General features: G+C 71.3%; 24 protein-coding genes. 11 read left to right on the top strand and 13 right to left on the bottom strand.

The genetic code is table 11. The features are described from left to right. Positions 1–292 precede the first annotated feature (292 nt). On the top strand, positions 293–811 hold the full coding sequence (locus tag ABZ027_RS24845) for a DUF5709 domain-containing protein (RefSeq protein ID WP_356771913.1): 519 nt from the start codon (positions 293–295) through the stop codon (positions 809–811). Between the two features lie 14 nt (positions 812–825). Here the strand turns inward: ABZ027_RS24845 and sthA are convergent, their stop codons facing one another. Continuing rightward, on the bottom strand, positions 826–2,229 hold the full coding sequence (gene sthA, locus ABZ027_RS24840; protein WP_356771911.1) for a Si-specific NAD(P)(+) transhydrogenase: 1,404 nt from the start codon (positions 2,227–2,229) through the stop codon (positions 826–828). A 120-nt stretch (positions 2,230–2,349) separates the two neighbouring features. Next, positions 2,350–2,556, bottom strand: coding sequence for a hypothetical protein (locus ABZ027_RS24835; RefSeq protein WP_356771909.1), 207 nt, complete (start codon positions 2,554–2,556; stop codon positions 2,350–2,352). A 206-nt stretch (positions 2,557–2,762) separates the two neighbouring features. Here ABZ027_RS24835 and ABZ027_RS24830 point away from each other — a divergent pair, with 206 nt between their 5' ends. Next, positions 2,763–4,988, top strand: a complete 2,226-nt coding sequence (locus ABZ027_RS24830; RefSeq protein ID WP_356771907.1) for an MMPL family transporter — start codon at positions 2,763–2,765, stop codon at positions 4,986–4,988. A 3-nt stretch (positions 4,989–4,991) separates the two neighbouring features. Here the strand turns inward: ABZ027_RS24830 and ABZ027_RS24825 are convergent, their stop codons facing one another. Next, positions 4,992–6,092, bottom strand: coding sequence for a PP2C family protein-serine/threonine phosphatase (locus ABZ027_RS24825; RefSeq protein ID WP_356772056.1), 1,101 nt, complete (start codon positions 6,090–6,092; stop codon positions 4,992–4,994). A gap of 296 nt (positions 6,093–6,388) precedes the next feature. Between ABZ027_RS24825 and ABZ027_RS24820 the strand changes: the two genes are divergently transcribed. Continuing rightward, a complete protein-coding gene (locus tag ABZ027_RS24820) occupies positions 6,389–7,285 on the top strand; it encodes a GNAT family N-acetyltransferase (RefSeq protein ID WP_356771905.1) in 897 nt (298 codons plus the stop codon). Positions 7,286–7,346: 61 nt separating this feature from the next. Here ABZ027_RS24820 and ABZ027_RS24815 read toward each other — a convergent pair whose 3' ends face one another. After that, positions 7,347–8,228 (bottom strand): Gfo/Idh/MocA family oxidoreductase, encoded by an 882-nt coding sequence (locus ABZ027_RS24815; protein ID WP_356771903.1) that lies wholly within the window; start codon positions 8,226–8,228, stop codon positions 7,347–7,349. A 334-nt stretch (positions 8,229–8,562) separates the two neighbouring features. Between ABZ027_RS24815 and ABZ027_RS24810 the strand changes: the two genes are divergently transcribed. Together ABZ027_RS24810 and ABZ027_RS24805 are read left to right on the top strand one after the other, a co-directional pair. Then, positions 8,563–9,420, top strand: a complete 858-nt coding sequence (locus ABZ027_RS24810; protein ID WP_356771901.1) for an aldo/keto reductase — start codon at positions 8,563–8,565, stop codon at positions 9,418–9,420. A gap of 139 nt (positions 9,421–9,559) precedes the next feature. Next, the gene (locus tag ABZ027_RS24805; protein ID WP_356771899.1) at positions 9,560–10,378 is read left to right on the top strand and encodes an SAM-dependent methyltransferase; all 819 of its coding nucleotides are present in this window, start codon (positions 9,560–9,562) and stop codon (positions 10,376–10,378) included. A gap of 126 nt (positions 10,379–10,504) precedes the next feature. Here the strand turns inward: ABZ027_RS24805 and ABZ027_RS24800 are convergent, their stop codons facing one another. Continuing rightward, complete coding sequence (locus ABZ027_RS24800) at positions 10,505–11,419, bottom strand: helix-turn-helix transcriptional regulator (protein ID WP_356771897.1); 915 nt, start codon at positions 11,417–11,419, stop codon at positions 10,505–10,507. A 100-nt stretch (positions 11,420–11,519) separates the two neighbouring features. After that, positions 11,520–11,750 carry a DUF397 domain-containing protein gene (locus tag ABZ027_RS24795; protein WP_356771895.1) on the bottom strand — a complete coding sequence of 77 codons (231 nt, stop codon included), beginning with the start codon at positions 11,748–11,750 and terminating at the stop codon, positions 11,520–11,522. Positions 11,751–11,956: 206 nt separating this feature from the next. On the opposite strand from ABZ027_RS24795, the gene ABZ027_RS24790 reads away from it, so the two are divergent. The 4 genes from ABZ027_RS24790 to ABZ027_RS24775 all read left to right on the top strand — a co-directional run bounded on the left by ABZ027_RS24790 (position 11,957) and on the right by ABZ027_RS24775 (position 14,271). Next, positions 11,957–12,556 (top strand): ATP-binding protein, encoded by a 600-nt coding sequence (locus tag ABZ027_RS24790; protein ID WP_356771893.1) that lies wholly within the window; start codon positions 11,957–11,959, stop codon positions 12,554–12,556. Positions 12,557–12,583: 27 nt separating this feature from the next. Further along, a complete protein-coding gene (locus ABZ027_RS24785; RefSeq protein ID WP_356771891.1) occupies positions 12,584–13,129 on the top strand; it encodes a hypothetical protein in 546 nt (181 codons plus the stop codon). A 213-nt stretch (positions 13,130–13,342) separates the two neighbouring features. After that, on the top strand, positions 13,343–13,618 hold the full coding sequence (locus ABZ027_RS24780; RefSeq protein WP_356771889.1) for a DUF5133 domain-containing protein: 276 nt from the start codon (positions 13,343–13,345) through the stop codon (positions 13,616–13,618). Positions 13,619–14,040: 422 nt separating this feature from the next. Next, complete coding sequence (locus tag ABZ027_RS24775) at positions 14,041–14,271, top strand: hypothetical protein (RefSeq protein WP_356771887.1); 231 nt, start codon at positions 14,041–14,043, stop codon at positions 14,269–14,271. Between the two features lie 21 nt (positions 14,272–14,292). Here ABZ027_RS24775 and tgmB read toward each other — a convergent pair whose 3' ends face one another. The 3 genes from tgmB to ABZ027_RS24760 form a co-directional block, all read right to left on the bottom strand. Continuing rightward, the gene (gene tgmB, locus ABZ027_RS24770; protein WP_356771885.1) at positions 14,293–15,276 is read right to left on the bottom strand and encodes an ATP-grasp ribosomal peptide maturase; all 984 of its coding nucleotides are present in this window, start codon (positions 15,274–15,276) and stop codon (positions 14,293–14,295) included. 16 nt (positions 15,277–15,292) lie between these two features. Next, a complete protein-coding gene (gene tgmA, locus ABZ027_RS24765; RefSeq protein WP_356771883.1) occupies positions 15,293–15,484 on the bottom strand; it encodes a putative ATP-grasp-modified RiPP in 192 nt (63 codons plus the stop codon). A gap of 132 nt (positions 15,485–15,616) precedes the next feature. Beyond that, the gene (locus ABZ027_RS24760) at positions 15,617–15,910 is read right to left on the bottom strand and encodes a YkvA family protein (protein WP_356771881.1); all 294 of its coding nucleotides are present in this window, start codon (positions 15,908–15,910) and stop codon (positions 15,617–15,619) included. 266 nt (positions 15,911–16,176) lie between these two features. On the opposite strand from ABZ027_RS24760, the gene ABZ027_RS24755 reads away from it, so the two are divergent. Then, on the top strand, positions 16,177–16,752 hold the full coding sequence (locus ABZ027_RS24755) for a hypothetical protein (RefSeq protein WP_356771879.1): 576 nt from the start codon (positions 16,177–16,179) through the stop codon (positions 16,750–16,752). A gap of 28 nt (positions 16,753–16,780) precedes the next feature. On the opposite strand, the gene ABZ027_RS24750 is transcribed toward ABZ027_RS24755, so the two are convergent. The 4 genes from ABZ027_RS24750 to ABZ027_RS24735 form a co-directional block, all read right to left on the bottom strand. Next, the gene (locus ABZ027_RS24750; RefSeq protein ID WP_356771877.1) at positions 16,781–17,902 is read right to left on the bottom strand and encodes a hypothetical protein; all 1,122 of its coding nucleotides are present in this window, start codon (positions 17,900–17,902) and stop codon (positions 16,781–16,783) included. 96 nt (positions 17,903–17,998) lie between these two features. Further along, positions 17,999–18,880 (bottom strand): hypothetical protein, encoded by an 882-nt coding sequence (locus ABZ027_RS24745; RefSeq protein WP_356771876.1) that lies wholly within the window; start codon positions 18,878–18,880, stop codon positions 17,999–18,001. 390 nt (positions 18,881–19,270) lie between these two features. Further along, the gene (locus ABZ027_RS24740) at positions 19,271–20,635 is read right to left on the bottom strand and encodes an FAD-dependent oxidoreductase (protein WP_356771874.1); all 1,365 of its coding nucleotides are present in this window, start codon (positions 20,633–20,635) and stop codon (positions 19,271–19,273) included. A gap of 104 nt (positions 20,636–20,739) precedes the next feature. Beyond that, entirely contained in the window at positions 20,740–23,550 is a 2,811-nt protein-coding gene (locus tag ABZ027_RS24735; protein WP_356771872.1) for a SpoIIE family protein phosphatase, read from the bottom strand. A gap of 330 nt (positions 23,551–23,880) precedes the next feature. Between ABZ027_RS24735 and proP the strand changes: the two genes are divergently transcribed. Beyond that, the gene (gene proP / locus ABZ027_RS24730; RefSeq protein ID WP_356771870.1) at positions 23,881–25,389 is read left to right on the top strand and encodes a glycine betaine/L-proline transporter ProP; all 1,509 of its coding nucleotides are present in this window, start codon (positions 23,881–23,883) and stop codon (positions 25,387–25,389) included. Positions 25,390–25,518 lie beyond the last annotated feature (129 nt).

Here is a 25,518-nt window from a genome sequence, read left to right as displayed (position 1 = left end):
AGTGGGTGAGGCGGGACCCGTCCAGAACCGACAGAGGGGTGGCCTCGGGGCACGGGCGGCGAAAAGCGGGTGGCGGACATCGGCTCTGCCTCCGCGTCGGCAGCCGGTCACACCGTGTGTTCGAGTGATGATAGCGGCACATATTTAACATTCAAGGTTGACTGGGGAGTAACCTCCCGACCGTCCCCAGGGCCACTTCCGTCCCACGTACGGGATTGGGCTCCGCGTACCGGGAAACGCGTGCAGGGCACCCGAGCCAAGCCGGCCGACGCAGCGAACGAAGGAGGCAGCCATGGGCACGCAGCCGATGGCGGACGACGCGTACCAGCCCACCGGAACCAACGAGGAGCAGGAGGACGCGGGCCCGCTCGATCTCCAGGACGCGCTCGACGAGCGCACCTACGACGAGACCCTCGACGAGGGCTACTCCCCGCCGGAGAAACCGCTCGGCGTCACCAAGCACGGCACCACCGCCGCCGAACAGCACGACGGGGAGAGCCTCGACCAGCGACTGTCCCAGGAGGTTCCGGACGCCGCGGAGACCGTGGGGGACGGGGTCGGCGACATCCCCGGCGGCGAGGGCGAACCGGTCGACGCCGAGGTGGGCGCCGACCGCGCGGGCCGGCTCGTCGCCCCGGACGAGGGCGCCCATTCCGACACCACCAAGGAGGCCGTCGCCTCCGACGTGGGCATCGACGCGGGAGCCGCCGGGGCGGAGGAGGCCGCCGTCCATGTCGTCGAGGACGACACGGACGGGGACGACCTGGACGGCATGGACGACCTGGAATACGTGAGCGACGAGAAGAACTGAGCGGGGCGGGGCGCTCAGTCCCCGATACGGTCGATCAGACGGAGTTTGTTGGTGGCGTCCAGGGCGGCGACCTTGTAGGACTCCGCGAGCGTCGGGTAGTTGAACACCGCGTCGACCAGGTAGTCGACGGTGCCGCCGCAGCCCATCACCGACTGTCCGATGTGGATGAGTTCGGTGGCGCCGGTGCCGAAGCAGTGCACCCCGAGCAGGGTCCGGTCCTCGGGCGAGACCAGCAGCTTCAGCATGCCGTGCGAGTCGCCCATGATCTGCCCGCGGGCCAGTTCCCGGTACCGGGAGATACCGACCTCGAACGGCACCCGGTCCTCGGTGAGCTGGTCCTCGGTCCGGCCCACGAAGCTGATCTCGGGAATGGTGTAGATGCCGATCGGCTGGAGGTTGTGCATCCGCGGGACCGGCTCCCCGCACGCGTGGTACGCCGCCGCCCGGCCCTGCTCCATCGAGGTCGCCGCCAGCGCCGGGAAACCGATGACGTCGCCCACGGCGTAGATGTGCGCCGCCTCGGTGCGGTAGTGCTCGTCGACCGTGATCCGGCCGCGGGCGTCCGCCGACAGCCCCGCCTTGTCGAGGTCGAGGTCGTCGGTGAGGCCCTGGCGGCCCGCCGAGTACATCACGGCGTCGGCGGGGATCTTCTTGCCGCTCTCCAGCACGGTCAGCGTGCCCCTGGGATGACGCTCGACGGCCGCCACCGTCTCCCCGAAACGGAACGTCACCGCGAGGTCCCGCAACTGGTACTTGAGTGACTCGATCACCTCGACGTCGCACATGTCGAGCATGCCGGCCCGCCGTTCGACCACGGTGACCTTGCTGCCGAGCGCGGCGAACATCGACGCGTACTCCATGCCGATGACCCCGGCGCCGACGATCACCATGGAGCGCGGCACCCGTTCGATCGCGAGCACGTTGTCCGAGTCCATGATGGTCCGCCCGTCGAACTCGACGCTGTCCGGACGTGCGGGCCGGGTGCCGGTGGCGATGACGAAGTGGTCGGCGCTGATCAGGCGTTCGTGGCCGGTGACCTCGCGCAGGGCGACGGTGTGGTCGTCGACGAAGCGGGCGGTCCCGGCGTACAGGGTGATGTCGTTGCGGGACAGCTGGCTGCGGATGACATCGACCTCGCGGCTGACCACGTGCTGGGTGCGGGCGGTCAGATCGGCGACGGTGATGTCCTCCTTCAACCGGTAGCTCTGCCCGTACAGATCGCGCTGGGTGAGGCCGGTGAGGTACAACACCGCCTCGCGCAGGGTCTTGGAGGGGATGGTGCCGGTGTGTATGGAGACCCCGCCGACCATGTCGGGGCGGTCGACGACGGCGACCCGGCGGCCCAGTTTGGCCGCGGCGATGGCGGCCTTCTGACCCCCGGGTCCGGATCCGATGACGAGCATGTCGAAGTCGGGCACCCTCAGGAGTCTGTCAGCCCCGGCGCCCCCTTCGATAGGGCGCCGGGACAAACGACGGCCCCGAGTCCCGGGCCGGGCCCGCCGCGGACGCGGCGGCACACGCCACCGCGTCGCGGTCCGCTACGGCAGCAGCTTGTCGAGCGCGGCCGGGCCCTCCGCCGCCAGCTTGCGCCTGGCCCATTCGAGGTTGTGCGGGGTGAGGTCCTTACCGGACGCGAGCACCACGTCCTCGGGTGACACGTCGGTGCCGGTACGGGCGTGCAGCAGGGCGTCCGGGGTGACGCGGTCCTCGGACGGCTCGGACGCGTCGGGCTGTGACGTCGGCATGATGTCTGCTCCTCGGATCCGGATCGTTCCTCGACCCCGGTTTCCCTCACCGGGCCCGATATCACCATTCAACGCCCGGGCGCCCGGTGCATCCCGAGGGAGCCCGCGGCACGCACCCCGGCCGGCGGACGCCCGAAATGCCCGGACGATCACTCGGGCGTCTAATGGGGATGACCGAAGACCCGGCCGGCAGAAAAGGCCCGTGCATGCCAGCAACCAGGACAACCGAAGAGGGGGAAACGGACAGCGTCGCTCCGGGGGGTCTGCGGCGGCTGGGCGAGTGGTGCGCGCGGCACTTCGTGGTCGTGATCATCGCCTGGCTGGTGGCCGTCGTCGCCCTCCAGGTGGTCAGCAGAGCCGTCGGCGGGACCTACGAGGACAACTTCCAGCTGTCGGGCGTGCAGTCCACGGAAGGCCTGGACGTGCTGAAGGAGCACGACCCGCAGGCCGGGGGCTACAGCAGCCAGATCGTCCTGCACGACGACCAGCAGCCCGTGAGCGCGCTGAGTTCGCAGCTGTCCACGACCGTCGGCGACCTCCAGAAGCTCCCGCACGTTCTCTCGGCCCAGAACCCGCTGTCCGTGACGTCGTCGAAGGTCGGCCCGGTGTCGAGCGACGGCAAAACCGCGTATGTCACCGTCCGCTTCGACGTGCAGCCCTCCACCCTCGGCGACGACTACCTGACCGGCGTCGACAACGCCGTCCAGCCGCTGCGGGCGGCCGGCGCCGAGGTCGAGTACGGCGGTTCGCTGGGCGAGCTCGCCCGTCCGAACGCGGACGACCGGGTCAGCGAACTGATCGGCTTCGCGGTCGCCGTCGTCGTCCTGCTCGTCGGTTTCGGCAGCGTCATCGCGGCCGGACTGCCCCTGCTCACCGCCCTGATCAGCGTGGTCGGCGGGCTCGCCTGCCTGGGGCTGCTGGCCGCCGCCTTCACCTTCGCGACCGTCTCGCCGACCCTCGCCACCATGATCGGTCTGGGTGTCGGCATCGACTACGCCCTCTTCCTGATCACCCGGCACCGGCAGAACCTGATGAACGGCGCCGACCCCGTGGAGGCCGCCGGACGCGCCGCCTCCACCAGCGGCCGTGCCGTGCTCGTCTCCGGCACCACCGTGATCATCGCGCTCTTCGGTCTGTACGCGTCCGGGGTCTCCTTCATCGGCAAACTAGGCCTCGCCGCCGCCATCACCGTCGTCTCCGCCGTCATCGGCGCCCTCACCCTGGTGCCGGCCCTCCTCGGACTCATCGGCAGACACATCGACCGCTACCACGTCCGCGAGCCGGTCGCCGAGACCGACGCCGAGCCGGGCGCCACCCCGCACGGCACCTGGCACCGCTACGCCAAACGCGTCGAGCGCAGGCCCTGGGAGTACCTCGGCGCCGGTGTGGTCGTCATCGCGATCCTCGCGATCCCGGTCTTCTCCATCCAGCTCGGCCACATCGGCGACGGCGCCGACCCGACCTCCTTCACCGACCGGCGGGCCTACGACCTGATGACCGACGCCTTCGGGCCCGGCTCCAACGGCCCCCTCACCGTCGTCATCGACCAGACGTCCGTCCCGTCCGACAAGCGCTCCGACCTCGCCTCCCAGGCCGGGAAGACCCTGGGCGCGGTGTCCGGCGCGGGCACGGTCACCCCGCTGAAGCCCACCAGCGACGGCGACCTGCTGCTCGCCACCGTCTACTCCGAGGTCTCCCCGCAGAACGCCGACACCACCGACCTGACCAACCGCCTCGTCGACCACACGCTCCCCGACGCGGTCTCCGGCTACGACGCCAAGGGCTACGTCACCGGCACCACGGCCGCCCAGGTCGACTTCCGTGACATCGTCGCCAGCCGGCTGCCCCTGATCATCGCCGTGGTCGTCGCCCTCGCCTTCCTGATCATCCTGGCCGTGTTCCGCGGCCTGCTCGTCGCGGTCAAGGCCGCCGTCCTCAACGTCCTGTCGATCACGGCCTCGTACGGCGTCGTCGTCGCCGTCTTCCAGTGGGGCTGGGGCGGGCCCGCGCTGGGCGTGCACGGCAAGGTGCCCATCGAGAGCTATGTGCCGATGATGATGTTCGCGATCATCTTCGGGCTCAGCATGGACTACGAGATCTTCCTGCTCTCCCGCGTCCACGAGGCCTGGCTGCGCACCGGCGACGCCAAGGACTCCGTCGCGCACGCCCTGGAGATCACCGCCCGGGTGATCACCTGCGCGGCCCTGATCATGGTGAGCGTGTTCGCGGCGTTCATCATCAGCGACAACATCGTCGTGAAGATGCTGGGGCTGGGCCTGGCCGTCAGCGTACTGATCGACGCCACCGTGGTCAGGCTGCTCATGGTGCCCGCCGTCATGACCCTGCTGGGACCGCACGCCTGGTGGACACCGCGGTGGCTGGACCGGATCCTCCCGCACATCGACGCCGAGGGGACGGGCCGACGGGGGTGACCGTCAGGGGCCCGCGGTCCCTGGCATGAGGACGAGCATCGTGACGTCGTCCTGGAGGGTCCTGCCGTGCCTCAGAACGTCCGTCCAGACCTGGTGGGCCAGCGCGGCCGGGTCCTCGGCGGCGAAGCCGGCGAGCCGATCGGTGAGCGGGTAGAACGCGCCGGCGGCGTCCCTCGCCTCGGTGACCCCGTCGGAGGCGAGGAAGAGCAGGTCCCCGGATTCCAGCGGCACGGTGAGACCTGCGGGCGGCCCCCCGTCGGGCAGTCCGAGACCGAGCGGCGGCTGCGGGGCGAGCTCGATCTCCACCAGCCGGCCCCGGCGCAGCAGCAACGGCCCGGACTGGCCGCACGCCACGATCCGTACCGCCCGCGCGTCCGCGGCGAACTCCAGCAGCACCGCCGTCGCGAACAGCTCCGAGTCCGGCGTCTGGGCGGAGTCCAGCAGCAGCCGTCGGTCCAGCCGGGCCGCCACCGACTCCGGGTCCGGTTGGTCCAGCACCGCCTCCCGGAACGCCCCCAGCAGCGAGGCGACCGTCGCCACGGCCGACAGTCCGTGCCCCTGCACGTCGCCCATCACGGCCCGTACCCCGAACGGCCCCTGCCGTACGTCGAAGAAGTCGCCCCCGACCAGCGTCCCGCGCTGCGCGGCCCGGTACAGGCCCGCACACCGCACCGACCCCACCCGCGGCGGCAGCGGCGGCATGACAGCGAGCTGCGCCGCTTCGGCGACGGCACGCTCGGTGAGCAGCTGGGCGTCCCGACGGCTGCGGACGAACGACACGAACACGCTCAGCGCGGCGACGAAGCCGACGGTCAGCACATCGGTGCTGCCTGGATCGTTCAGGTGGAACGCGGGAATGTTCAGCACCGCCAGCACGAGCCCGCCGAGCACCGCGGTCGCCAGCGGCCCGTAGGACAGGACCGCCAGCGGCGGGATGGCACCCAGCAGGAAACCGATGTCGAGGGGATCGGGGCTGATCAGGGTCGCCGCGCACACGGCGACGAGCAGGGCGGCCGGCAGCACCCGCACCCAGCCCGGCGGCGGCGCGCCGCCCCGCAGCCAGCCCCGCCGGCCCCGCTCTGGACGTGACCGCTCACCGCGCACTCTGCTCACACCCTCTACGCTGCTACGACGCCCCCCGGGCCGCATGCCGGGGCGTCGGCAGGACGAGACGGGCAACCGTGTCCCGGTGGGGCGCCCTGTCCTGCCCTCGCAGCTACAGCGCTCGTTAATTCGGCCGCATGGTCCGCGTGAGCCATGTACGGTGAGGCGCACGCCCCGAGCGATGGAAGGAGGCGAGTGCCGTGAAGTCCACAACCACCCAGCGCTCCCTTCCCGTTGCCCCGGCGTGCCGCATCTGACCGGGAGCGCTCCGCGCAGTACGCATCCCGGAGGATTACGTGACCGATCTGGTCATCCGTGCGCTCGACGAGCGCGACGCCCCACTGTTCGACACCATGCCGGACCCGCTGAGCGCCCGCGAGGGACACCGGCTCACCCGACACCGCCCCGACTGGAAGCGGGTGGCCCTGCGCGACGGCGAGGTCGTGGCGCGCGGCGCCTGGTGGGGCGGCCCCGACGACACCGAGCCCCTCAACGTCAACTGGTTCGACGTGGCCGAAGGCGAGGAGGAGGCGGGCGCCGAACTCCTGCGCACCGCCCCCTGGCAGGTCGAACTCGAAATGAGTTTCCCCCCGGGCTGGCGCGAGGACCCCGCGTTGCGTGCCGCGGCCGAGAGCCGCATCACCGCCGCACGCGGCGCCGGATACGAGCTCTTCGTGGAGCGCTTCCTGTACCGGTGGACCTCGGAGTGCGCGCTGCCCGATCGGCCGGGACGCCTGGAGTTCCGGTCCGAACCGGACGACGAGGTGTTCCGCGACCTCCTGCGCCGCATCCACTCCGTCACCCTCGACGCCCACGCCCTCAAGGCCATAGAGGAGGGCGGCCTCGACCGGGCCGCCCAGGAGGAACTCGACTTCTTCCACTGGTGCCCGTCGCCCCGGGAGTGGTGGCAGATCGCGTACACGCCCGAGGGCCGGCCGGTCGGCGTCCACATCCCGGCGCACAACCCCTCGGGCCCCTGCGTCGGCTTCATCGGGGTGCTGCCCGACCACCGGGGACACGGTTACGCCTACGACCTCCTCGCGGAGTGCACCCATTTCCTGGTCGAGCGGGGCGCGGAGTTCATCGCCGCCGCCACTGACCAGGGGAACTTCCCGATGGCCGCCAACTTCACCAGGGCCGGCTATCCCGTCGTACGGGAACGTGTGCAGTACCTCCCTGGGCGCACCGGCTGAGACAGCCACCCGGCACCGACAGGCGGCCAGGTCCGTCTGTCGGTGCCGGGCGGCATCAGGTTCAGGCCTCGTCGAGCAGGGCCTCGGCCGCCGTCAGGATCTCGGTGACCCGCAGACCGAACCTGGCGTCACAGGCGTGCGGGCGACCTGTGCGGGCGGCTTCCAGCAAGGCGTCCGCGGCCCGGGCGACGGCCGGTCCCAACCCCTCGGAGCTTTCCGGAAGGGCGGTCACACCCGCCTCGCCCCGCAGCTCGACCGCGGTGCCCGCCGCCGCGGTCGGCGCCGTGAGACTCAGGGTCAGGGTGCTCGACGCGCCACCGGCATGGTTCAGCACCAGATGCGCGGTGTCCCCGGGACCGGGCGCAGCCGCCGCCACCCGCCGGACATCGCCGAGCACCGGAAGCAGCACGGACAGGGCATGCGGTCCGACGTCCCACAGGGCGCCCTTCTCGCGCCGCCATGGCGAGTCCGCGAACGGGCTGTCGCTCGTGAACACCGAGCCCAGCCACTGCGCCCGCGCGGTGAACCAGCCCTGAACGCCCGCCTGTTCGGTGATCCACGCCTCGGTCTCGGCCAGGAAACGGGAGGTGAAGAAGACGACCGAGGCGACGCTCGCGTCCTCGACGGCGTCGAGAACCGCCCGCCCCTGTTCGACCGTCATGGCGAGCGGCTTGTCCAGCAGCAGATGACAGCCCGCCCGCGCGGCCCGCGCCGCGAGCCCCGCCTGCACGTCCGGCGGCAGCGCGACGGCCACGGCCTCCACGTCGGCGAACAGCGCGTCCACGTCGTCGTACGCCCTTACACCGTGTACGTCGGCGAGTTCCTTGGCCGCGTCCGGGCGGCGGCCCCACACCCCGACGAAGTCCAGCGCCGGGTGTTCGCTCAGGGCGGGGGCGTGAGCCATCCGGGCCCAGGGGCCGGTGCCGAGCAGTCCTATGCGCATACCGCTGCCTCTCCACGCCGATACGACCTCGTGATGACCGGCGCGGGTGGGGACCGGTCGGGGCGAGCGTTTCACATCGGTGGTGGTGCCGCGCAAGACCCTTCGGCCCCTGACCTCGGGATCCCGGAACGGCCCGGTCACCGGGCGGGCCCGCCGCGGTCCGGGCGGCCGCCGGGATTCAGCGACCCGGGTGCTGAATCCGTTCTCGATCTTCTATTGGACCGTCGGGGTGCGGGCCAGCGAGGCTGGAACGCGTCCGTCGTGGTGGGCTCCCAGCCCGGGTTTCGTCGGACGCCGTCGGTATCGCCGGACCACCGAGAGAGGTCACGAGGTCATGCACACCCGCCGTATCGGTGATGTCGAAGTGAGCGCGATCGGCCTGGGCGGCATGCCCATGTCCATCGAGGGGCGACCGGACGAGACCCGTTCCCTCGCCACGATCCACGCCGCACTGGACGCCGGCGTCACCCTCGTCGACACCGCGGACGCCTACCACCGGGACGCCGACGAGGTCGGCCACAACGAGGCCCTGATCGCCAAGGCACTCGCCTCCCACGACCGCGGCCGGGATGTCCTGGTCGCGACGAAGGGCGGCCATCTGCGCCCCGGCGACGGGAGCTGGACCCTCGACGGCAGTCCCGAGCACCTCAGGGCCGCCTGCGAGGCCTCTCTGCGGCGGCTCGGCGTGGAAGCCGTCGGGCTCTACCAGTTCCACCGCCCGGACCCGAAGGTGCCCTACGCGGACTCCGTGGGCGCGATCCGGGACCTGCTCGACGAGGGCAAGATCCGCATGGCCGGCATATCCAACGCCGACCCGGACCAGATCCGTCAGGCGAACGAGATCCTCGGCGGCCGGCTGGTCTCGGTACAGAACCAGTTCTCCCCGGCCTTCCGCTCCAGCGAGCCGGAACTGCGCCTGTGCGACGAACTGAGCATCGCCTTCTTGCCCTGGAGCCCGCTCGGCGGTATCTCCCGGGCCGGCGAACTCGGCTCAGCCCATGCCCCGTTCGACCGGATCGCCACGGCCCACGGAGTGAGCCCGCAGCGTGTCTGCCTGGCCTGGATGCTCGCCAAGTCGCCGGTGGTCGTACCGATCCCGGGCGCGAGCCGGCCCGAGACCGTCCGCGACTCGGCCGCGGCCACCGACCTCGTGCTCACCCCTGAGGAACTCGCGGAACTCGACGCCGGCTGACCCCGCCCGGTTCCTCGTCGTGGCCGTCGCGGGCCCGGACCGGCATCGGCCGACATTCGGCCCCTGGTGCCCGCCACCTGACTAGGATGGACTCCCTGTCCTGCCAGGCCAGTTGGCGCGGCACGAAGCTGGGGGAAAGATGCAGACCGGTAAGCAGCTGTCCACATCGATCGACGCCGCGGTACCCACGGCCGCGCGGATGTACGACCACTATCTGGGCGGCAAGGACAACTACGCGGCCGACCGGGCGGCGTGCGAGGAACTCGACAAGGTCGTGCCCAGTACCCGCCGGCTGGCCGTGAACAACCGGCGCTTCCTGCAACGGGTGGTGAAGGTGCTGGCGGCCGACCACGGCATCCGGCAGTTCCTCGACCACGGCTCAGGTCTGCCCACCCAGGACAACGTCCACCAGGTCGCCCAGCGCGTCGATCCGGACACGCACGTCGTCTACGTGGACAACGACCCCATGGTGCTGGTCCACGGCCGGGCCCTGCTGGAGCAGGACGAGCGCACCGCCGTCATCCACGCGGACATGCGGGAGACCGACGAGATCTTCTCGCACCCCGACACCCGGCGTCTGATCGACTTCAGCCGGCCTGTCGCGGTGCTGTTCAACTCGGTCATGCACTGCATCCCCGACAGCGACACGGACGGGCCCCTCGCGGTGGTCCGCCGGGTCACCGAACGGCTGGTGCCCGGCAGCTACATGGTGATGTGCCAGCTGGTCAGTGAGGACCCCGAGGTCCGCACGTTCGTCACCGACTTCATGGACCAGGCCACCCAGGGCCACTGGGGCCGGGTACGCCAGGAGAAGGAGGTCGCCGAGTGGTTCGAGGGCACGGAGATCCTCGACCCGGGCCTGGTGGAGGTCTCCACCTGGCGGCCCGACTCCGAGGTGGCCCCTCGCCAACTCTCCCACGAGTGGATCGAGTTCGGCGGCGTCGCCCGCATCCTCTGACCCGGCACCGTCCTCCCCTCCGGCGGTCCGGAGTTGCCCTGACGCCACGACGCCCCGTCACGTGACTTCCTCGGTCCCGTGACGGGGCGTTCCAGGTACCCGGCGCGGGAGCCGGTGGCGCCATGCTCAGCTGTAGCGCTGCTCCCTCGTCTCCCGCAGCAGCCGCAACGAGTCCCGGGGTTCGAGGGCGTCGTCGGCCAGCCGGTCCAGGGCGAGCCGGTACTCCTCCGTCTCGTCGCGGTCCTCCAGGAAGTTGGCGCTCTTGATGTGCTCCAGATACACCACGTCGGTCAGGTCGAGACCGCCGAAACGCAGATAGGTGATCGGGATGGCCGGGGCGGACGCGTTCGTCACGTCCAGCGGCACGATCTGCACCGTCACATGGGGGCGCTGGGCCATCGCGATCAGATGGTCGAGCTGGTCCCGCATCACCTCACGACTGCCCAGAACCCGCAGCAGCACCGACTCGTCGAGGATCGCCCACAACTGCGGAGCGTCCGCGCGCTCCAGCAACTGCGCCCGTCGGGTACGCAGTTCGACCCGGCGCCGGACCTCGCTCTCGGCCGCCGAGGGCAGCCCCCGCTCCACCACGGCCCGGGTGTAGTCGGGCGTCTGCAGCAGCCCGGGCACGTACTGGATCTCGAAGGTACGGATCGCGGCCGCCGCCTCCTGGAGGCCGACCAGACGGTCGAACCACTCGGGCATCAACCGCTTGTCGTACCGCTGCCACCAGCCCGGATCACCCGCGCGCCGGAGCAGTTTGAGGAGCACCGACGCCTCGTAGTCATCGGTGCCGAACAGCTCCAGCAGGGCACGGACGTCGGTCTCGGCCGGGGGCCGTCGGCCCTTGCCCGACTCGATGCGTGACAGTTTCGCCGGACTGAACTTCAGGGCTCGCGCCGCCTGTTCCTGCGTGAGCCCCGCGTCTTCGCGGAAACCCGCCAACTGCACGCCCACGAGCATCTTCAGCAGGGTCGGAGCCGGCTCGGGCCGGTCCAGGTAGGGCTGTAGACGGGAGATGCGGTGCGACTCGGGGGACATCCTGGCTCCCATTAAACCGGCACAGAGACGACTCAGACTATCGCACTGCGTAGTGTCGCACCGCATCCCCGCGCAGACGTAAGGGAGTTGACCGCCCGGCTCACAGCAGGTGGTCGAACTCGCCCTCCTTCGCTCCGGCGACGAACGCCGCCACCTCGGCCGGCGTGTAGATCAACGCCGGGCCGTCGGGGTCACGGGAGTTGCGCATCGCGACATCCCCGTCGAGCAGCGTGGCCACTTCCACGCAGTTGCCCTCGGCGTTGCTGTGCCGGCTCTTGATCCAGCGGGCGTCCAGCGAACTCGCCCGCACTCCGTTCCGCACTGGTGGCACCGCACTCTCCTTGGTGTTCACGTCTCCGCCGGGCGCCGCGCCCGGTCGTCCGGGTGGCACGGACGGGTTCCCCAGGTCCCTCCAGTCCCACCTGAATTCGTGCAATTTCTCGTGCAATTGCACGCGGATGCTTTCTGCGTGGATAATAGCTACGGCGTCAACCCCTCAGATGACGCCACCTCTTGACGTCGCATCAGGGAGATGCCGTGCCGTCACCTGCGAACCATGTGCTCCAGCAGCCGGGTCAGGCTGTGCCCGGCGCAGGGGGAGCGCCCCTGATCGGTGGTCTCCCGTCGCAGCGGCGTCCGGCGGATCTCGGTGAGCCGTCGTCCCCGAGTTCGGCGACTTCGAGGCGGAACACCCCCGGCCGGACGCCCCGGAGCGACACTCCGGACGCCGTCGCACTGCGCATCGGATGCAGCGGGGAGGGATTCGCCCTGGCCCGGGCCTTCACCCGGGACACCCTGCACCGCTGGTCGCTCGGTCACCGCGGCGACGACGCCGCCCTGGTGATCACCGAGCTCGCGGCCAACGCCGTGGCGCACGCGGTACCCCGAGCCCCGGTGGGCGAGGCGGAGGTGTGGCTGGGGATCGCGCCCGGCCCCGGCCTCGCCGACGTACTGCTCACCGTCACCGACTGCGGAGAGGATCCGCCCGAGTGCACGGCCACCGACGGCTCCGCCCTCCTGGACCACGGACGGGGCCTGTTCATCGTCGACGCCCTGGCCGAGGAATGGGGCTGGACCCTGAAGCCCCCGGCCGGCAAGACCGTCTGGGCCAGGCTGTCGACCTGCCCTCCCATCTGACCCGACCGCCGCGGAAAGGCCCACGCCATGCGCACCGCTCCGAAGCACCAGCAGAGCACCGAGCGCACAGACCCCCAGGAGCCGCCCGCCGGGGTGGCCAGGACCACGCCCCTGACGGCCCTGGACCGGGTGCCGTGGGGCGAGATCCAGGACTCCACCGGTAGCGCCGCCGCCGTCCCCCTGCTGCTCACCAGCGTGGCCTGCGGCGACCCGGAGACGGCCCGAGCCGCCCTCGCCGATCTGCGGCAACGCGTCTGCCAGTACGGCTTCGTCGTGGAACAGGCGACGGCCGCCACGGTCCCCTTCCTGTGGGAACTCGCCCAACTGCCCGAGGTCACCTGCCGCGCCGAGATCATCGAGCTGCTCAGGAACATCGCCGCCGCCCGGCAGTGGGAGAACACGGCCGCGGTCTACCCGAAGCTGCTCAACCACCGTGAGAACCACGTCGTATGGGAGCGCGAGGCGCGGCAGGCGGTCCGCGACCGGCGCGGCGCCCTGCGGGAGCTGATGGCCGAAACGGACACCGAGATCGCCCGCGCGACCACGGAACTCGCCCGCGCCCTGGGGGACTGAGCCCCGGGCCGCTCGGTACCGGTCGAGGTGCTGGCGGGGTGGGCGATCACCCAACTGCCCCACCGGCGCACGAGGGGCGCACGACGGTGGTGGGTGCGTACGCCGGGCAGGAAGTAATGCTATTGCGCCAATTGTGCGCGGTACGGCACCGGAGGTGAATGGTCCGCCACCATTCGGGCATACGGAGCGCAAAACTCGAGAGAGGGGCGCTACGTGCTCGTTCCGGACCCGAAGGTCGTCAGAAAGCTGCTGACTCGGTACGCATCGCTGCGGATCGCCCAGGCGGAGAGGTCCCAGGCGCAGGGGGACAGGGAGGCGATCGCACGTGAACTGGACGACGTCACCTATACGCTCTGTGTGATGGTGGGAGCCACCAACATCCACGAGGCGGTCGCCAAGGCGGACGCCCTGCTCATCGCCGCCGGACGCACGGCACCGGACGCGACGGACGTGGACGGGGAGGAAGACGGGCTGCGGCTGGCGGTGTGACACCGTGCCGTCCCGCAGCCGCGGGCCCCAGGGCAGGTCCCAGGGGAGCGGCTGCGGGACGGGGGCCAGTCCTCGCATGCCGGTCGGCTGGTGATTTCCATCGCCCTCGCCGCAGCCTGGGGCCGGAATCCTGGTCGCCTTCGTGCCGCCCGCCGGCGCCGACTCCTCGGACAGTCGGGCGCAGACAGAGCCGCCGAGCATCGCAACGCGGTTCAACTCGGCTTGTGTATCGGCTCGTTCACTCTGTTGTGAGCGACCGTCACCGTCCGGCCGTAGTCCCACGACCGGCTTCCGAGCGCGCACCGCCGTTCCTACCCCGCGTCAAGTCCTCCACCGGAATTCGCCTTCCGGCGGGTGAGGGCGCCTACACTCGGAAGCCGTGCCCGTGCTGATGGGCTGTGACTCGAAAGGCGCGTTGACGGGTGTTCCAGGATTCCCCCATCTACGACCGACTCGTCGCGGAGCGTGGCGACGTCCCCGCTCAGACACGCAGGGAGGCCGAGCGCGTGACCAGGGAACTGGAGTACGCCATGCGCCCACTGCAGTCCTTCGGCTCCGGACCTGCCTCCCATCCCGGCCTGCCCACCGACCGTCCGGCGTCCCCCGGCGCGGGCTGGCAGCGGGCGGCGCTGCCCGGCCCACGCCCCTACTGACCCCGACGCCCGGCCCGGACCTCAACGCACCGCCCGGTTCGTTCCGTTGACCCGGCCCGGTCGATCCGGCCCGGGATCCGTCAGCCACTCCGCGACGCTGCGCGCGATCGGCTGACCGGTGTCCACCTCGACGAACCCGAACTGTCCCGACTGATTGCACTCCAGGAACCACCAGGTGCCGTCCGCGTCCTCGGCGAAGTCGAAGGCGCCGTAGGCCAGTTCCGCATCCCGGAGATACGCCCGGACGGTGTCGGCGACGCGCGGCGGAACGTCGGTCGGGCACCAGGACGCGGTGTTCACCGCGAACCGCACATCGACCTCGTCCGGATCCGCGTCGTCGGCGGTGGGCTTCCGGGCGGCCAGCATCCGCTCGCCCACCACCGTGAGGCGGATGTCGGCCCGTTTGGCGATCCGCCGTTGCAGCAGCGTCGGACCGTAGGCGACGGCGGAGAAGTCGGTGTCCGGGGCGACCCTGCTGGTCGGCACCGCGCGGGGCGGATCCTGCGGATGGGCGCCCGAGACCGGCTTGACCACCAGGTCCGGGTAGCGCTCCGCGAACTCCCGGGCCGCCTGCGGGAACGTCGTGATGAGCGTGGCCGGCACGGGCAGCCCCGAACGCTGGGCGAGCCGCAGCTGCCAGGGCTTGTGCCGGGCCCGGCGGGCCGCGTCGGGATGGTTCATCCAGCGGGCGTCACTGCTCCGCAGCATGCCGTACAGCGCCTGCGTCGACTCCTCGGTCAGCCAGGACGAGGGCGCTGCGGCCCGGGCGGCCGGGACTCCGGGCCTGCGCACCCAGACGGAACGCAGCCCGCCGATGCTCACCAGGCGGCCCGCGGCCGAGAGGTGGCCGCGGAACGCGCCGTGCACGTACTCACCGGACAGGGCGACCTCGCCGGTCAGGTCGGCGGGGTCGAGCCGGACCACCGGGACCCCCGTTGCGTTGAGGTGCACGACCACCATGTCCGCGGTCACGTCCTCTTCACTGGTCAGAATCAACACGGTCATATGTCGCGGCTCGTGTTCAGTCGTCGAAGTGCGTCTTGGAGCCCGCGGTGGACGTGGTGGTCCCCAATTCCCTGATCAGGCTGTGGTCACGGACGGCGATCCGCCCGTCGAAGAGTACGTTCAACTGCCGCCCGGAGTCGTAGACGTACGGAGTGGTGGCTTCCAACTCCGGCGCTGGGCGTGCGTAGTTGAGCGCGAACGGTTGCATCGTCTCTCCCCTTAGCGGTGCTGCTCGATCGAACGGCGGTAGCCTCCGCGGCCCCCCATGGCCGCCGACTTCTACGGGCTCCCAGAGACTTATACGAGTCGAACGGGTGATTGGTTTCCTTACGCTGCGTGATCAAAGTCGCTTCGGCGCTCCGGGCTCGCTCCCCTCGGGGGAGGCACGAAGGGTGCGCAGCGCCAGAAGCAGTACGCCGATGTCATCCAGATACACCGGGTCGGGCAGCAGGTCCGTCGGCAGAACGAAGTACAGCAACGCGCCCCAGAAGACCCAGCGCGGTCCCGTCGGAAGGCCCGCGCGCCGCAGACTGCGCCGGGCCCGCACCAGCCGCACCAGCAGCGCGATCGCGACGGCCAGCACCAGGGCCGCGAGGATCGCGACGGCGACGAACACTGTGGTGGTCGTGTCCACGGGCGGTCCTCCTCGTCCGGGCGGGCCGCGTCCACGGCCGCCACTTCTCGGATTCCCGCTACCGGCGACGGTATTGCCCGCCGACCGCGTGCCGCTGGGGCGAGGGGCGCGCGACCGGGGCGCGTACGCCCGCCGACGCCCCGCTCATACCACTGGGTCACCCGGGTGGCACGCAGCCGCGGGGGAGCCTAGAAAGGGTCGACGTACCATCGCGTGTCGTACGTCGGGGCGTCGACCGCGGCAACACCCTGCCCCTGGAGCTCAGCATGACCACCGGCCCTGCATCACCTGAGTCGAACCCCGCCGACATACACGCCCTGCTGACCCGGCCGCCGGTCGAGGCGGGCCCGGTGTCGCTCGGACTCGGAGCGGTCCCCGTGCGCCCGGTCGGCACCCCCACCGGCCCCCTTCGGCCGACGGCTCCGCCGTCCCCCCAGGCCCGGCTCGCCGTCGTGGTCCTGGCGGTGTGCGGTGCGCTCAGTTTCCCGCTGTACCGCAACGGCGCGTCCGCACGGGTCTACGGCCTCGCCCTCGCGGTGTCGGTCCTGTGCGTGTTCCTGGCGCTGGTGCTGGCGGTACGGTCGACCGCCCCGGTGCTCGCCGCGGCCGTCGTGGTCCCGGCGGCGGTGGCGGCCGGTCAGCTGTTCGAGGGCACGCTGGTGCACTCGGCCGGGCTGTCACGCGCGCTGGACCTCGCCCTCGCGCCGTCCTGGCTCGCCGGTACGGCCGGGGTTGTCGCCTCCCTGACGGCGCTGGCCTCCCTGGTGGCCCGCCTGACATGGCAGTCGCCGCGCGGCACGACCGCCCGGCCGACGTCCGACGCCAGCCGCTCCGCGGACTGACCACCCGCCGTGAGCCGGACGAGCGACCCTAGGGGGTGTCCCTCGTCCGCGCGGTGCCCTTGAGGCGTTCCAGGGTGCGGGTCAGCTGCTGGAGCGGGGAGGCGGTGGGCGCGGCGGGCGGCTGCGGCGGCTCGGGGAGGGCGGCCGCGGTCTCGCGGTACGCGGTCAGCGCCTCGTGGGCCCGTTCGGCGGCCTCCCGGTACAGGTCCCGGGACTTCGTCATGGCGTCCAGCGCCTCGGCGTACATGGCGACCAGTGCCCGCTCGCGGACGAGTTCCTCCTCCACGGTCAGCAGATGCCACTGCTCCCGCAGCGCGGTCACCGCGTCCTCGCCCCCGTCCGGCAGCGGTCTCGGCTCCGCGGCGAACCGGGTGAGCGCGTCGACCAGGTCCGAGGGCTCGGAGCCGTCGAGGAAGACACTGCGCACGGCGAACTCGTCCGTCTCGCGACCGGTCTTGCCCGGTGCCGCGGGAAGGACCACGGCACCGCCCCGCGGCACCTGCACGCCGGTCTCCTTCAGGGCCCAGTTCACGGCCCGCAGCTGCTGCGGCGCGGCGCGGTGCTCGACCACCCGGTGCCGCAGGCTCTCAGGGAGCAGTGGGGTCAGGGGCCGCCGGCCGCGGTCGTCCGGGGTCATCGCCTCGTGCACCACGACGTGGATGTTCCAGCTGCCGCGCACCGCGTCCCGGAACAGCCGGCGCATGGCCTTGTCGTCCTCGGGGAGGCGGTTGACGTCCCGCAGACGCAGCCCGGTGGGGAGGTCGTGGTCCCAGTCGGCGTCCGGTCCGTCCGGCCAGAACACGGTGGCGGGTGAGGGCCACCGCTGGTCCCACGGCTCTTCCGCCTCCGCCGCCAGCACCCACTCCGTTCCGTGGTCCGCTTCGGTGTGAGCCTCGGTGTCCGCGACGCGCACAACCGTCAGTCGGGCCCGGACCGTCACCCCCTCGGGGACCCGCCAGCGGGCTTCGACGACCGGCTTCGGGGCGTCCTCGGCCTCGGGGGGCTCCAGGAAGTCGTCGATGGTGCCCGCGTCCTTGAGCCGTTGCAGATTGCGGCGGACGACGTCCAGCGGGTCGGATCCGGTGTGGCGGCCGCGGGCCAGCCACACCGTCGGAGGGTGGGTGGCACGGACGGCGGGGGAGATCGGCATGAGTCCATCTGGTGGCGGAGGGGCACGTGCGCCTTTCAGTATCGTCGCTCGCCCGCTTCGACGATCACCGGGGGTCCCCGACGCGGACCGGCGCGCTCAGCCGGCCTGCGGCGACTGCTGCGATGACCTCGCCGCGTCGGAGAGCTCGGCGGTCACGTCGGCCGTCTGGGCCGAGGGCGGCGGCTGCACGCTCACCCGGGTACCGAAGTCGTCGAACCGCAGGGTCGTCGTGCTGGTCACCCGGGTGTCCTCGCGGTCCGTCGGCGAGCTGTCCCGCAGCGGCCGCAGGGTGAGGCGCACGGTCTCCTGCCGCAGCCGCCCCTCCTCGTCGAGCCACAGGTCCACCGGAATCGACGAGGTACCCAGCTGCCTGCGCAGTTCCCGTGCCTGACCGCCGTCGCCCCGCGCCAGTGTCGACACATCGATGTTCACCCGGTAGCGGGTGGTGCGGGTGCCGTTCAGCGTCTGGGTGCCGATCCTGGTCACCTCGCCGGAGTCGAGCTTCTCGACGTATCCGAACGGCTGCACCGGGTCGCTCACCCGCGCGTCGCCGGATCCGGAGCGGGGCAGCCGGGCCGGGTCGATCTTCATCCAGGCCTTGCCCTCGGGCAGCGGCTCCCGCTGCCCGGCGGGCGGCTTCTGGTACACGATCCCGTCGACGACCCGCTGCTCGATCCGGCTGCCCTGCGAGACGAGGGTCATCCGGCTGTCGCCCTTGGCCAGGTCCACCGCGCCGGTGCCCTGGGCGGTGACGCTCCGGCCGTCGGCGACCGCCTTGGTGGAGACGGTCAGCTTGGCCGTGTCCGCCGCCCTGGTCCTGTCGTAGGCCGCACGGACGACGCGCGAGTCGCCCGTCTTCTCTGGCCCGTTCGACGGGCTGCCCGCCGCGTCGGCCGTGTCGTTCGTACCGCCGCAGCCGGCCGCCCCCGAGACGAGCATCACCACGGCGACGGCACTTCCCACACGCGTCCTGGACACCGCACACACCCTCTCAAGTTGGGAGGTAACGCTTTGACGTGTGATGCCGGTTGCCCTTTCGGCGGGGCGCCATGCGACCTGTTTCGGTCGTGTGCGGCCGGGCCCCGCGGGCGAACCCGTGCCCACTCGCCCGCACCCGGGGCGCGCGCCGTGCGAGCGGGGTGTGTGAGTGCCGCTCCGGTCGGTGGGCGTTCACTCCTGCCCCGCACGAGGCGGCCCCCGCACAATGGCTCCCCGGACAGGGCCCGCTCACCATCCGCATTGGGGCGGGCCCTGTTCGCCCAGGCCTGGTCGGTCGTGCTCCTGCGACACGAAGGACGGGGCCGGGGATCACTCCCCGGCCCCGTCGGTGCCCCTCGTCCGGCGTCACCGCCGACGGCTCACAAGTCCCTACGCGCCGCTCTCCCGGAGCATGTCCTCACGCTCGACGATCTTCACGCGCTCACGGCCCTGCGGCTCGCCCAGCGCCTTCTCGGCGGCGTCCAGCCGGTACCAGCCCTCCCAGGTGGTGAAGCGGACCTCGCGCTCGGTGAGGAACGCCTCCACGGCCTCCGGAGCGGGCGACGACGGCGTGTGCAGACGGCCGTTGGTGAAGTCGTCCAGCAGGTTGGCCACCGTCTCGTTGGCGTCGCCCTTGGTGTGCCCGATCAGGCCCACCGGCCCGCGCCGGATCCAGCCGGTGACGTACGTCGACTGGAGGTGCTCGCCGCTCTCCTGGACGACCCTGCCGCCCTGGTCCGGGACCGTGCCCGAGTCGATGTCCCAGGGGAGCTTGGGCAGTTTGTCGGAGAGGTAGCCGACCGCGCGGTAGACCGCGCTGACGTCCCAGTCCTTGAACTCGCCGGTGCCCTTGACGTTGCCGGTGCCGTCGAGGACGGTGCGCTCGGTGCGCAGGCCGACGACCTCGCCGTTCTCGCCGAGGATCTCCGTCGGCGACTCGAAGAAGTGCAGGAACAGCTTGTGCGGCCGGTCGCCGACGTCGCGGATGGCCCACTTCTCCAGGGTCTTGGCGACCATGTCGGCCTGTTTGTTGCCCCGCCGGGTCTCGATCGAGCCCTCGTCGTAGTCGATGTCCTCGGGGTCGACGATCACCTCGATGTTGGGGGAGTGGTCAAGCTCCCTCAGCTCCATCGGGCTGAACTTCGCCTGCGCCGGGCCACGGCGCCCGAACACATGGACCTCCAGGGCCTTGTTGGCCTTGAGCCCCTCGTGGACGTTCGGCGGGATCTCCGTCGGCAGCAGCTCGTCCGCGGTCTTGGCGAGGATGCGCGCCACGTCGAGCGCGACGTTCCCGACGCCGAGGACGGCGACCTTCTCCGCCTCCAGCGGCCAGGTGCGCGGCACGTCCGGGTGACCGTCGTACCAGGAGACGAAGTCCGCGGCTCCGTACGAGCCGTCGAGCTCGATGCCCGGTATCGCCAGCTCGCGGTCGGCCGTCGCGCCGGTGGAGAAGACCACGGCGTCGTAGAACGCGCGCAGGTCGTCCAGGCTGATGTCGGTCGGGTAGTCGACGTTGCCGAAGAGACGGATCTGCGGCTTGTCGAGCACCTGGTGGAGGGCGGTGATGATGCCCTTGATGCGCGGGTGGTCGGGAGCGACGCCGTAACGGATCAGCCCGAACGGGGCCGGCATCCGCTCGAAGAGGTCGATGGACACCCCGGGTTCGGCGGCCACTTCGGACTTGAGCAGTGCATCGGCGGCGTAGATCCCGGCGGGGCCGGCTCCGACGATTGCTACCCGCAGGGGGCGGGGCATGATCAGTTCCCTTCGAGTGACGACAGATCGACTCGAGGTGAAGCCTAAATTAAGGCAAGCCTTAGTTGGTACGGGGGTCCCGTCTATGAGCTCATAAGGCTGATTTATGAGGGAGAGGGCAGGTTCTGCTCGGACCAGATGACCTTGCCGGCGGGCGTGTAGCGGGTGCCCCAGCGCTCGGTGAGCTGCGCCACCAGGAACAGTCCGCGTCCGCCCTCGTCCGTCATGGCCGCGTACCGCAGATGGGGTGAGGTGTTGCTGCTGTCGAAGACCTCGCAGATCAGGGTGCGGTCGTACAGCACCCGGACCTTGATGGGGTCGGCGCCGTAGCGGATCGCGTTGGTGACGAGCTCGCTCAGGATCAGCTCCGTGGTGAACGTCAGCTCGTCCAGGCCCCATTGGGTCAGTCGGTGGCTCACCGAGGCTCGCACCTCCGACACGGCCGCCGGGTCGGTCGGAACCTGCCACTCGGCGATCCGGTCGGCGGCCAGGGCCCGGGTGCGCGCCACGAGGAGGGCGATGTCGTCGCTGGGTTTGGCCGGCAACCGGGAGTCGAGGACGGTGCGGCAGGTGTCCTCGGGAGACCGGTCGGCCCGCTCCAGCGCGCCCCGCAGCAGTTCGAGGCCCTCGTCTATGTCGTGCTCCCGGTCCTCGACCAGCCCGTCCGTGTAGAGCACCAGCCGGCTGCCCTCGGGCAGTTCGAGATCGACCGTCTCGAACGGCAGGCCGCCGAGCCCGAGCGGCGGACCGGCCGGCACGTCCGGGAACTCCACGCGCCCGTCGGGGTGGATCAGGGCGGGCGGCGGATGGCCCGCGCGGGCGACCGTGCACAGCCGGGACACCGGGTCGTAGACGGCGTACAGACAGGTCGCGCCGGTCACGGGGGCGGTGTCACCCTCCTCCGTCTCGTCGGCGTCGATGCGGGAGACCAACTCGTCGAGGAGGGAGAGCAGTTCCTCGGGGGCCAGGTCCAGCGCGGAGAAGTTGTGCACCGCCGTGCGCAGCCGCCCCATCGTGGCCGCCGCGTGCAGTCCGTGCCCGACGACATCCCCCACCACCAGCGCCACCCGGGCGCCGGACAGCGGCAGGACGTCGAACCAGTCGCCGCCCACACCCGCCTGCGCGGGCAGATAGCGGTAGGCGATCTCCAGGGCGTTCTGCTCGGGCAGGGTGCGCGGCAGCAGACTGCGCTGCAGCGTCACCGCCATGCTGTGCTCGCGGGTGTAGCGGCGCGCGTTGTCGATGGAGACGGCGGCCCTGGCCACCAACTCCTCGGCGAGCGCCACTTCCTCCGTGTCGAACGGCTGGGGCTTCTCGGACCGCCAGAAACTCGCCACCCCCAGCACCAGACTGCCCGCCCGCAGCGGCACCGTGATCAGCGAGTGTATGCCGAACTGCATTACCTGGGCTGAGCGTTCGAGGTCCTGCGCACGCCAGCCCGGAGCCTCACCGAGCCGCGGCTCGACCACGGCCTGCCCGGTACCGAGGCAGCGCGCCTGCGGGGAGGAGTCGACGAGCCGTATCTCCTCGCCCACCGGATACAGCGGCACGTCCTTGCGGATCCCGCTCATCGCCGTACGGCTCAGTCGGCGCGCGGCGTCCGGCTGCCCCCCGCTCAGGACGGTGTCGAACAGGTCCACGGTGGCGTAGTCCGCGAACCGGGGCACGGCGAGGTCCGCGAGTTCCTCGGCGGTACGGGTCACGTCCAGGCTGGTTCCGATCGCCACCCCGGCGTCGTACAGCATGTTGAGGCGCTCCCGTGCCGCCTCGGCGCGACCGGAGAGCGCGCGCAGCTCCGTGGAGTCGCGCAGGGTGGCGACGGTGCCGGGCGGCCCGCCCTGGCTGTCCGTGGTCCGTTGGTTGATCGCCAGCAGCCGGTCCTTGACCCGTTGCACCTCGTCGGTGGCGACCTCGCCGGACGCCAGCAGACCGGCCGTGTCCGGCGGCAGACCGAGGTCGCGCACATGCCGGCCCTCGGCGTCGGCGGGCAGGTCCAGCAACCGGTGCGCCTCGTCGTTGGCGAGCAGCAGCGTGCCCTCGTCGCCGACGATCAGCACGCCCTCCCGTACGGCGTGCAGCACCGCGTCGTGGTGCTCGTACATCCGCGTCATCTCGTGCGGGCCCAGGCCGTGCGTCTGCCGCAGCAGACGGCGGCTCACCAGCGCGGTCCCCGCGGTGGCCAGGGCGAGGCCCGCCGCGGCGGCGGCCAGCACCAGCGGCATCTGCCGGTTGGCGGCCCCGCCCACGCTGGCGGTCGTGATCCCCGCCGACACCAGGCCCACGATTCTGCCGTCGTCCGCCCTGACGGGCACCACGGCCTGCACCATCGGCCCGAGGGTGCCGTCGATCTTCTCGGTGACGGTCCGTCCGGCCAGCGCCGGAGCGATGGTGCCGACGAACTTCTTGCCGATGCGATCCGGCTTGGGATGCGTGAAGCGGACACCGTCGGTGTTCATGACGACGATGAAGTCCACCTTCGTCGCCAGCCGGGCCGCCTCCGCCCGTGGTTGCAGAACCGCCGTCGGGTTGGAACCGCGCAGCGCGGCGACGGTGCCGGGGGCGTTCGCGAAGGTCTCGGCGACCGCGACCGAGCGGTTGCGCGCCTCGGTGGTGCTGTCGCGGCGGGCCTGCAATACCAGCGCGAGGACCGCGGCCACCACCAGCAGCAGCACGATCACCACCTGCAGGACGAAGACCTGTCCGGCGACGCTGCGGCCGCTCAGCGCCGCCCGCAGCCCCGACGCCGGTCCCCGCCGTTGTCCGTCGGCGCCGCGCGGCCCGGCGGGCGGGCTGCCCGGCGCCGGCCGCGCCCGGTGCTGGTGCGCCCCCTCGGCGCGGTCGGGCGCGTCGGAGGAGCGCGGACCGCTGGGAGGACGGATCGGCCGGGCCCCGGAGCGACCCACGAGTCGGACCATGTGCCCATGTCTACACTGCCGCGCCCCGCGAGGCGAGAGGCACCCCATGGTGCGACAGGCCCAGCCCCTGTCGCGAGCGGAAACCTGTGCAGGTCAGCCGCCTTCACCACGTGACGGGGTGGGCGGGTCGGAGCGCGATGTCAGCCCCCGGCGCGCGTTCGCGCGGACGGGGTCGGCGCCGGCAGCACGGCCCGCACCCCGCGGCCCGGAAGTGCGCGCCGCGATCTTCGGGCGGGGCCGCGTGACACATCTCGCTCCGCGCTCCGTTTGCGTCCGCCATGAGTGAGCAGCCGATCTTGTGGAACCCCTGGCCGGCGGAAAGGAACCACGATGGCGGCCGACGAACCCGATACCCAGCAGATCGCTGCCGATCCGGCGGCGGTCAAACGTCACCGCACCCTGTTCAGAGCCGTACGACGGCGCAGGAACCCGCCGCTGCGGCGGACGGACATCACGGTGACCGACGAGGCGGCCGTGAAACGCGCCGTGAAGGCGGCCTCGCTGGGCAACGCCATGGAGTGGTTCGACTTCGGCATCTACAGCTATCTCGCCGTCACCCTCGGCCATGTCTTCTTCCCGTCCGGGAACGACACCGTCCAACTGCTGTCCTCGTTCGCGACGTTCGCGGTCTCCTTCCTGGTCCGCCCGCTCGGCGGCATGGTCTTCGGACCGATGGGGGACCGGGTCGGCCGTAAGAAGGTCCTGGCCCTGACCATGATCTTGATGGCGGTCGGTACCTTCGCCATCGGCCTGATCCCTTCGTACGAGACGATCGGTTTCTGGGCCCCGGTCCTGCTGATCCTCTTCCGTCTGGTCCAGGGCTTCTCCACCGGCGGTGAGTACGGCGGAGCCTCCACCTTCATCGCCGAGTACGCGCCGGACCGCCGCCGCGGGTTCTTCGGCAGCTTCCTGGAACTCGGCACGCTCGCCGGATACGTCGGCGCGGCGGGCCTGGTGACCGCGCTGACCGCGGCGCTCGGCGATGCCGGGATGGAGACCTGGGGCTGGCGCGTGCCGTTCCTGGTGGCCGGGCCGATCGGACTGGTCGGCCTGTATCTGCGGCTGCGGCTGGACGAGACGCCGGCCTTCCAGAAGCTGGAGGACGAGTCCGTCCACCGGGCCTCCGAGGCCGCCTCCACCGTGGAGACCACGGCCAAGGGCGACCTCGGGGCCGTCTTCCGGCAGCAGTGGCCGGCGCTGATCCTGTGCATCTGCCTGGTCGGCGCCTACAACATCACCGACTACATGCTCCTGTCGTACATGCCGACGTACCTGTCGGACGAGATGGGCTACTCCGAGGCGCACGGCCTGCTCATCCTCATCGCCACGATGGTGGTGCTGATGCTGCTGGTGAACCAGGTGGGTTCGCTCTCCGACCGGCTGGGCCGCAAGCCCCTGCTGATGGCAGGCATGCTCGGCTTCCTGGTCCTGTCCGTCCCGGCGTTCCTGCTGGTCGGACAGGGCAGCCTGGTGGCGGTGTCGTGCGGCATGCTGATGCTGGGCCTGTCGCTGGTGTGCCTGCTCGGCACGATGTCCGCGGCGCTGCCCGCCCTCTTCCCGACCCAGGTGCGCTACGGCGCCCTGTCCGTGGGCTACAACCTCTCCGCCTCCCTGTTCGGCGGCACCACCCCGCTGGTGATCACCGCGCTGATCTCCGTCACCGGCAGCGACCTGATGCCCGCGTTCTACGCGATGGCCGCCGCCCTGGTCGGCACGGTCTCCGTCGCCTTCATGAAGGAGACGGCCCGCAAGCCGCTGGCGGGCTCCCCGCCCGCGGTCGCGACACCTGAGGAGGCGGCCGACCTGGTGGAGAGCCGGGCACCGGCGCCGCGGTTCTGAACCCGGCTCCGAGCGTCACCGAACGGCGGCGGGGGCAGGCGGAAAGTGAAGAGGAACAGAGCTCGTTGGCGCGGACCCGGTCGCCGGGCTCCGAAACAAGTTCCGTACGCATTCGGCCTCAAATCCGGG

The organism is Streptomyces sp. NPDC006332, from assembly GCF_040612855.1.
In the GTDB taxonomy this organism is placed as follows: Bacteria; Actinomycetota; Actinomycetes; order Streptomycetales; family Streptomycetaceae; genus Streptomyces.
Note: the sequence above shows the minus strand (reverse complement) of the source record. Positions and strands in the feature narration are given on the sequence as shown.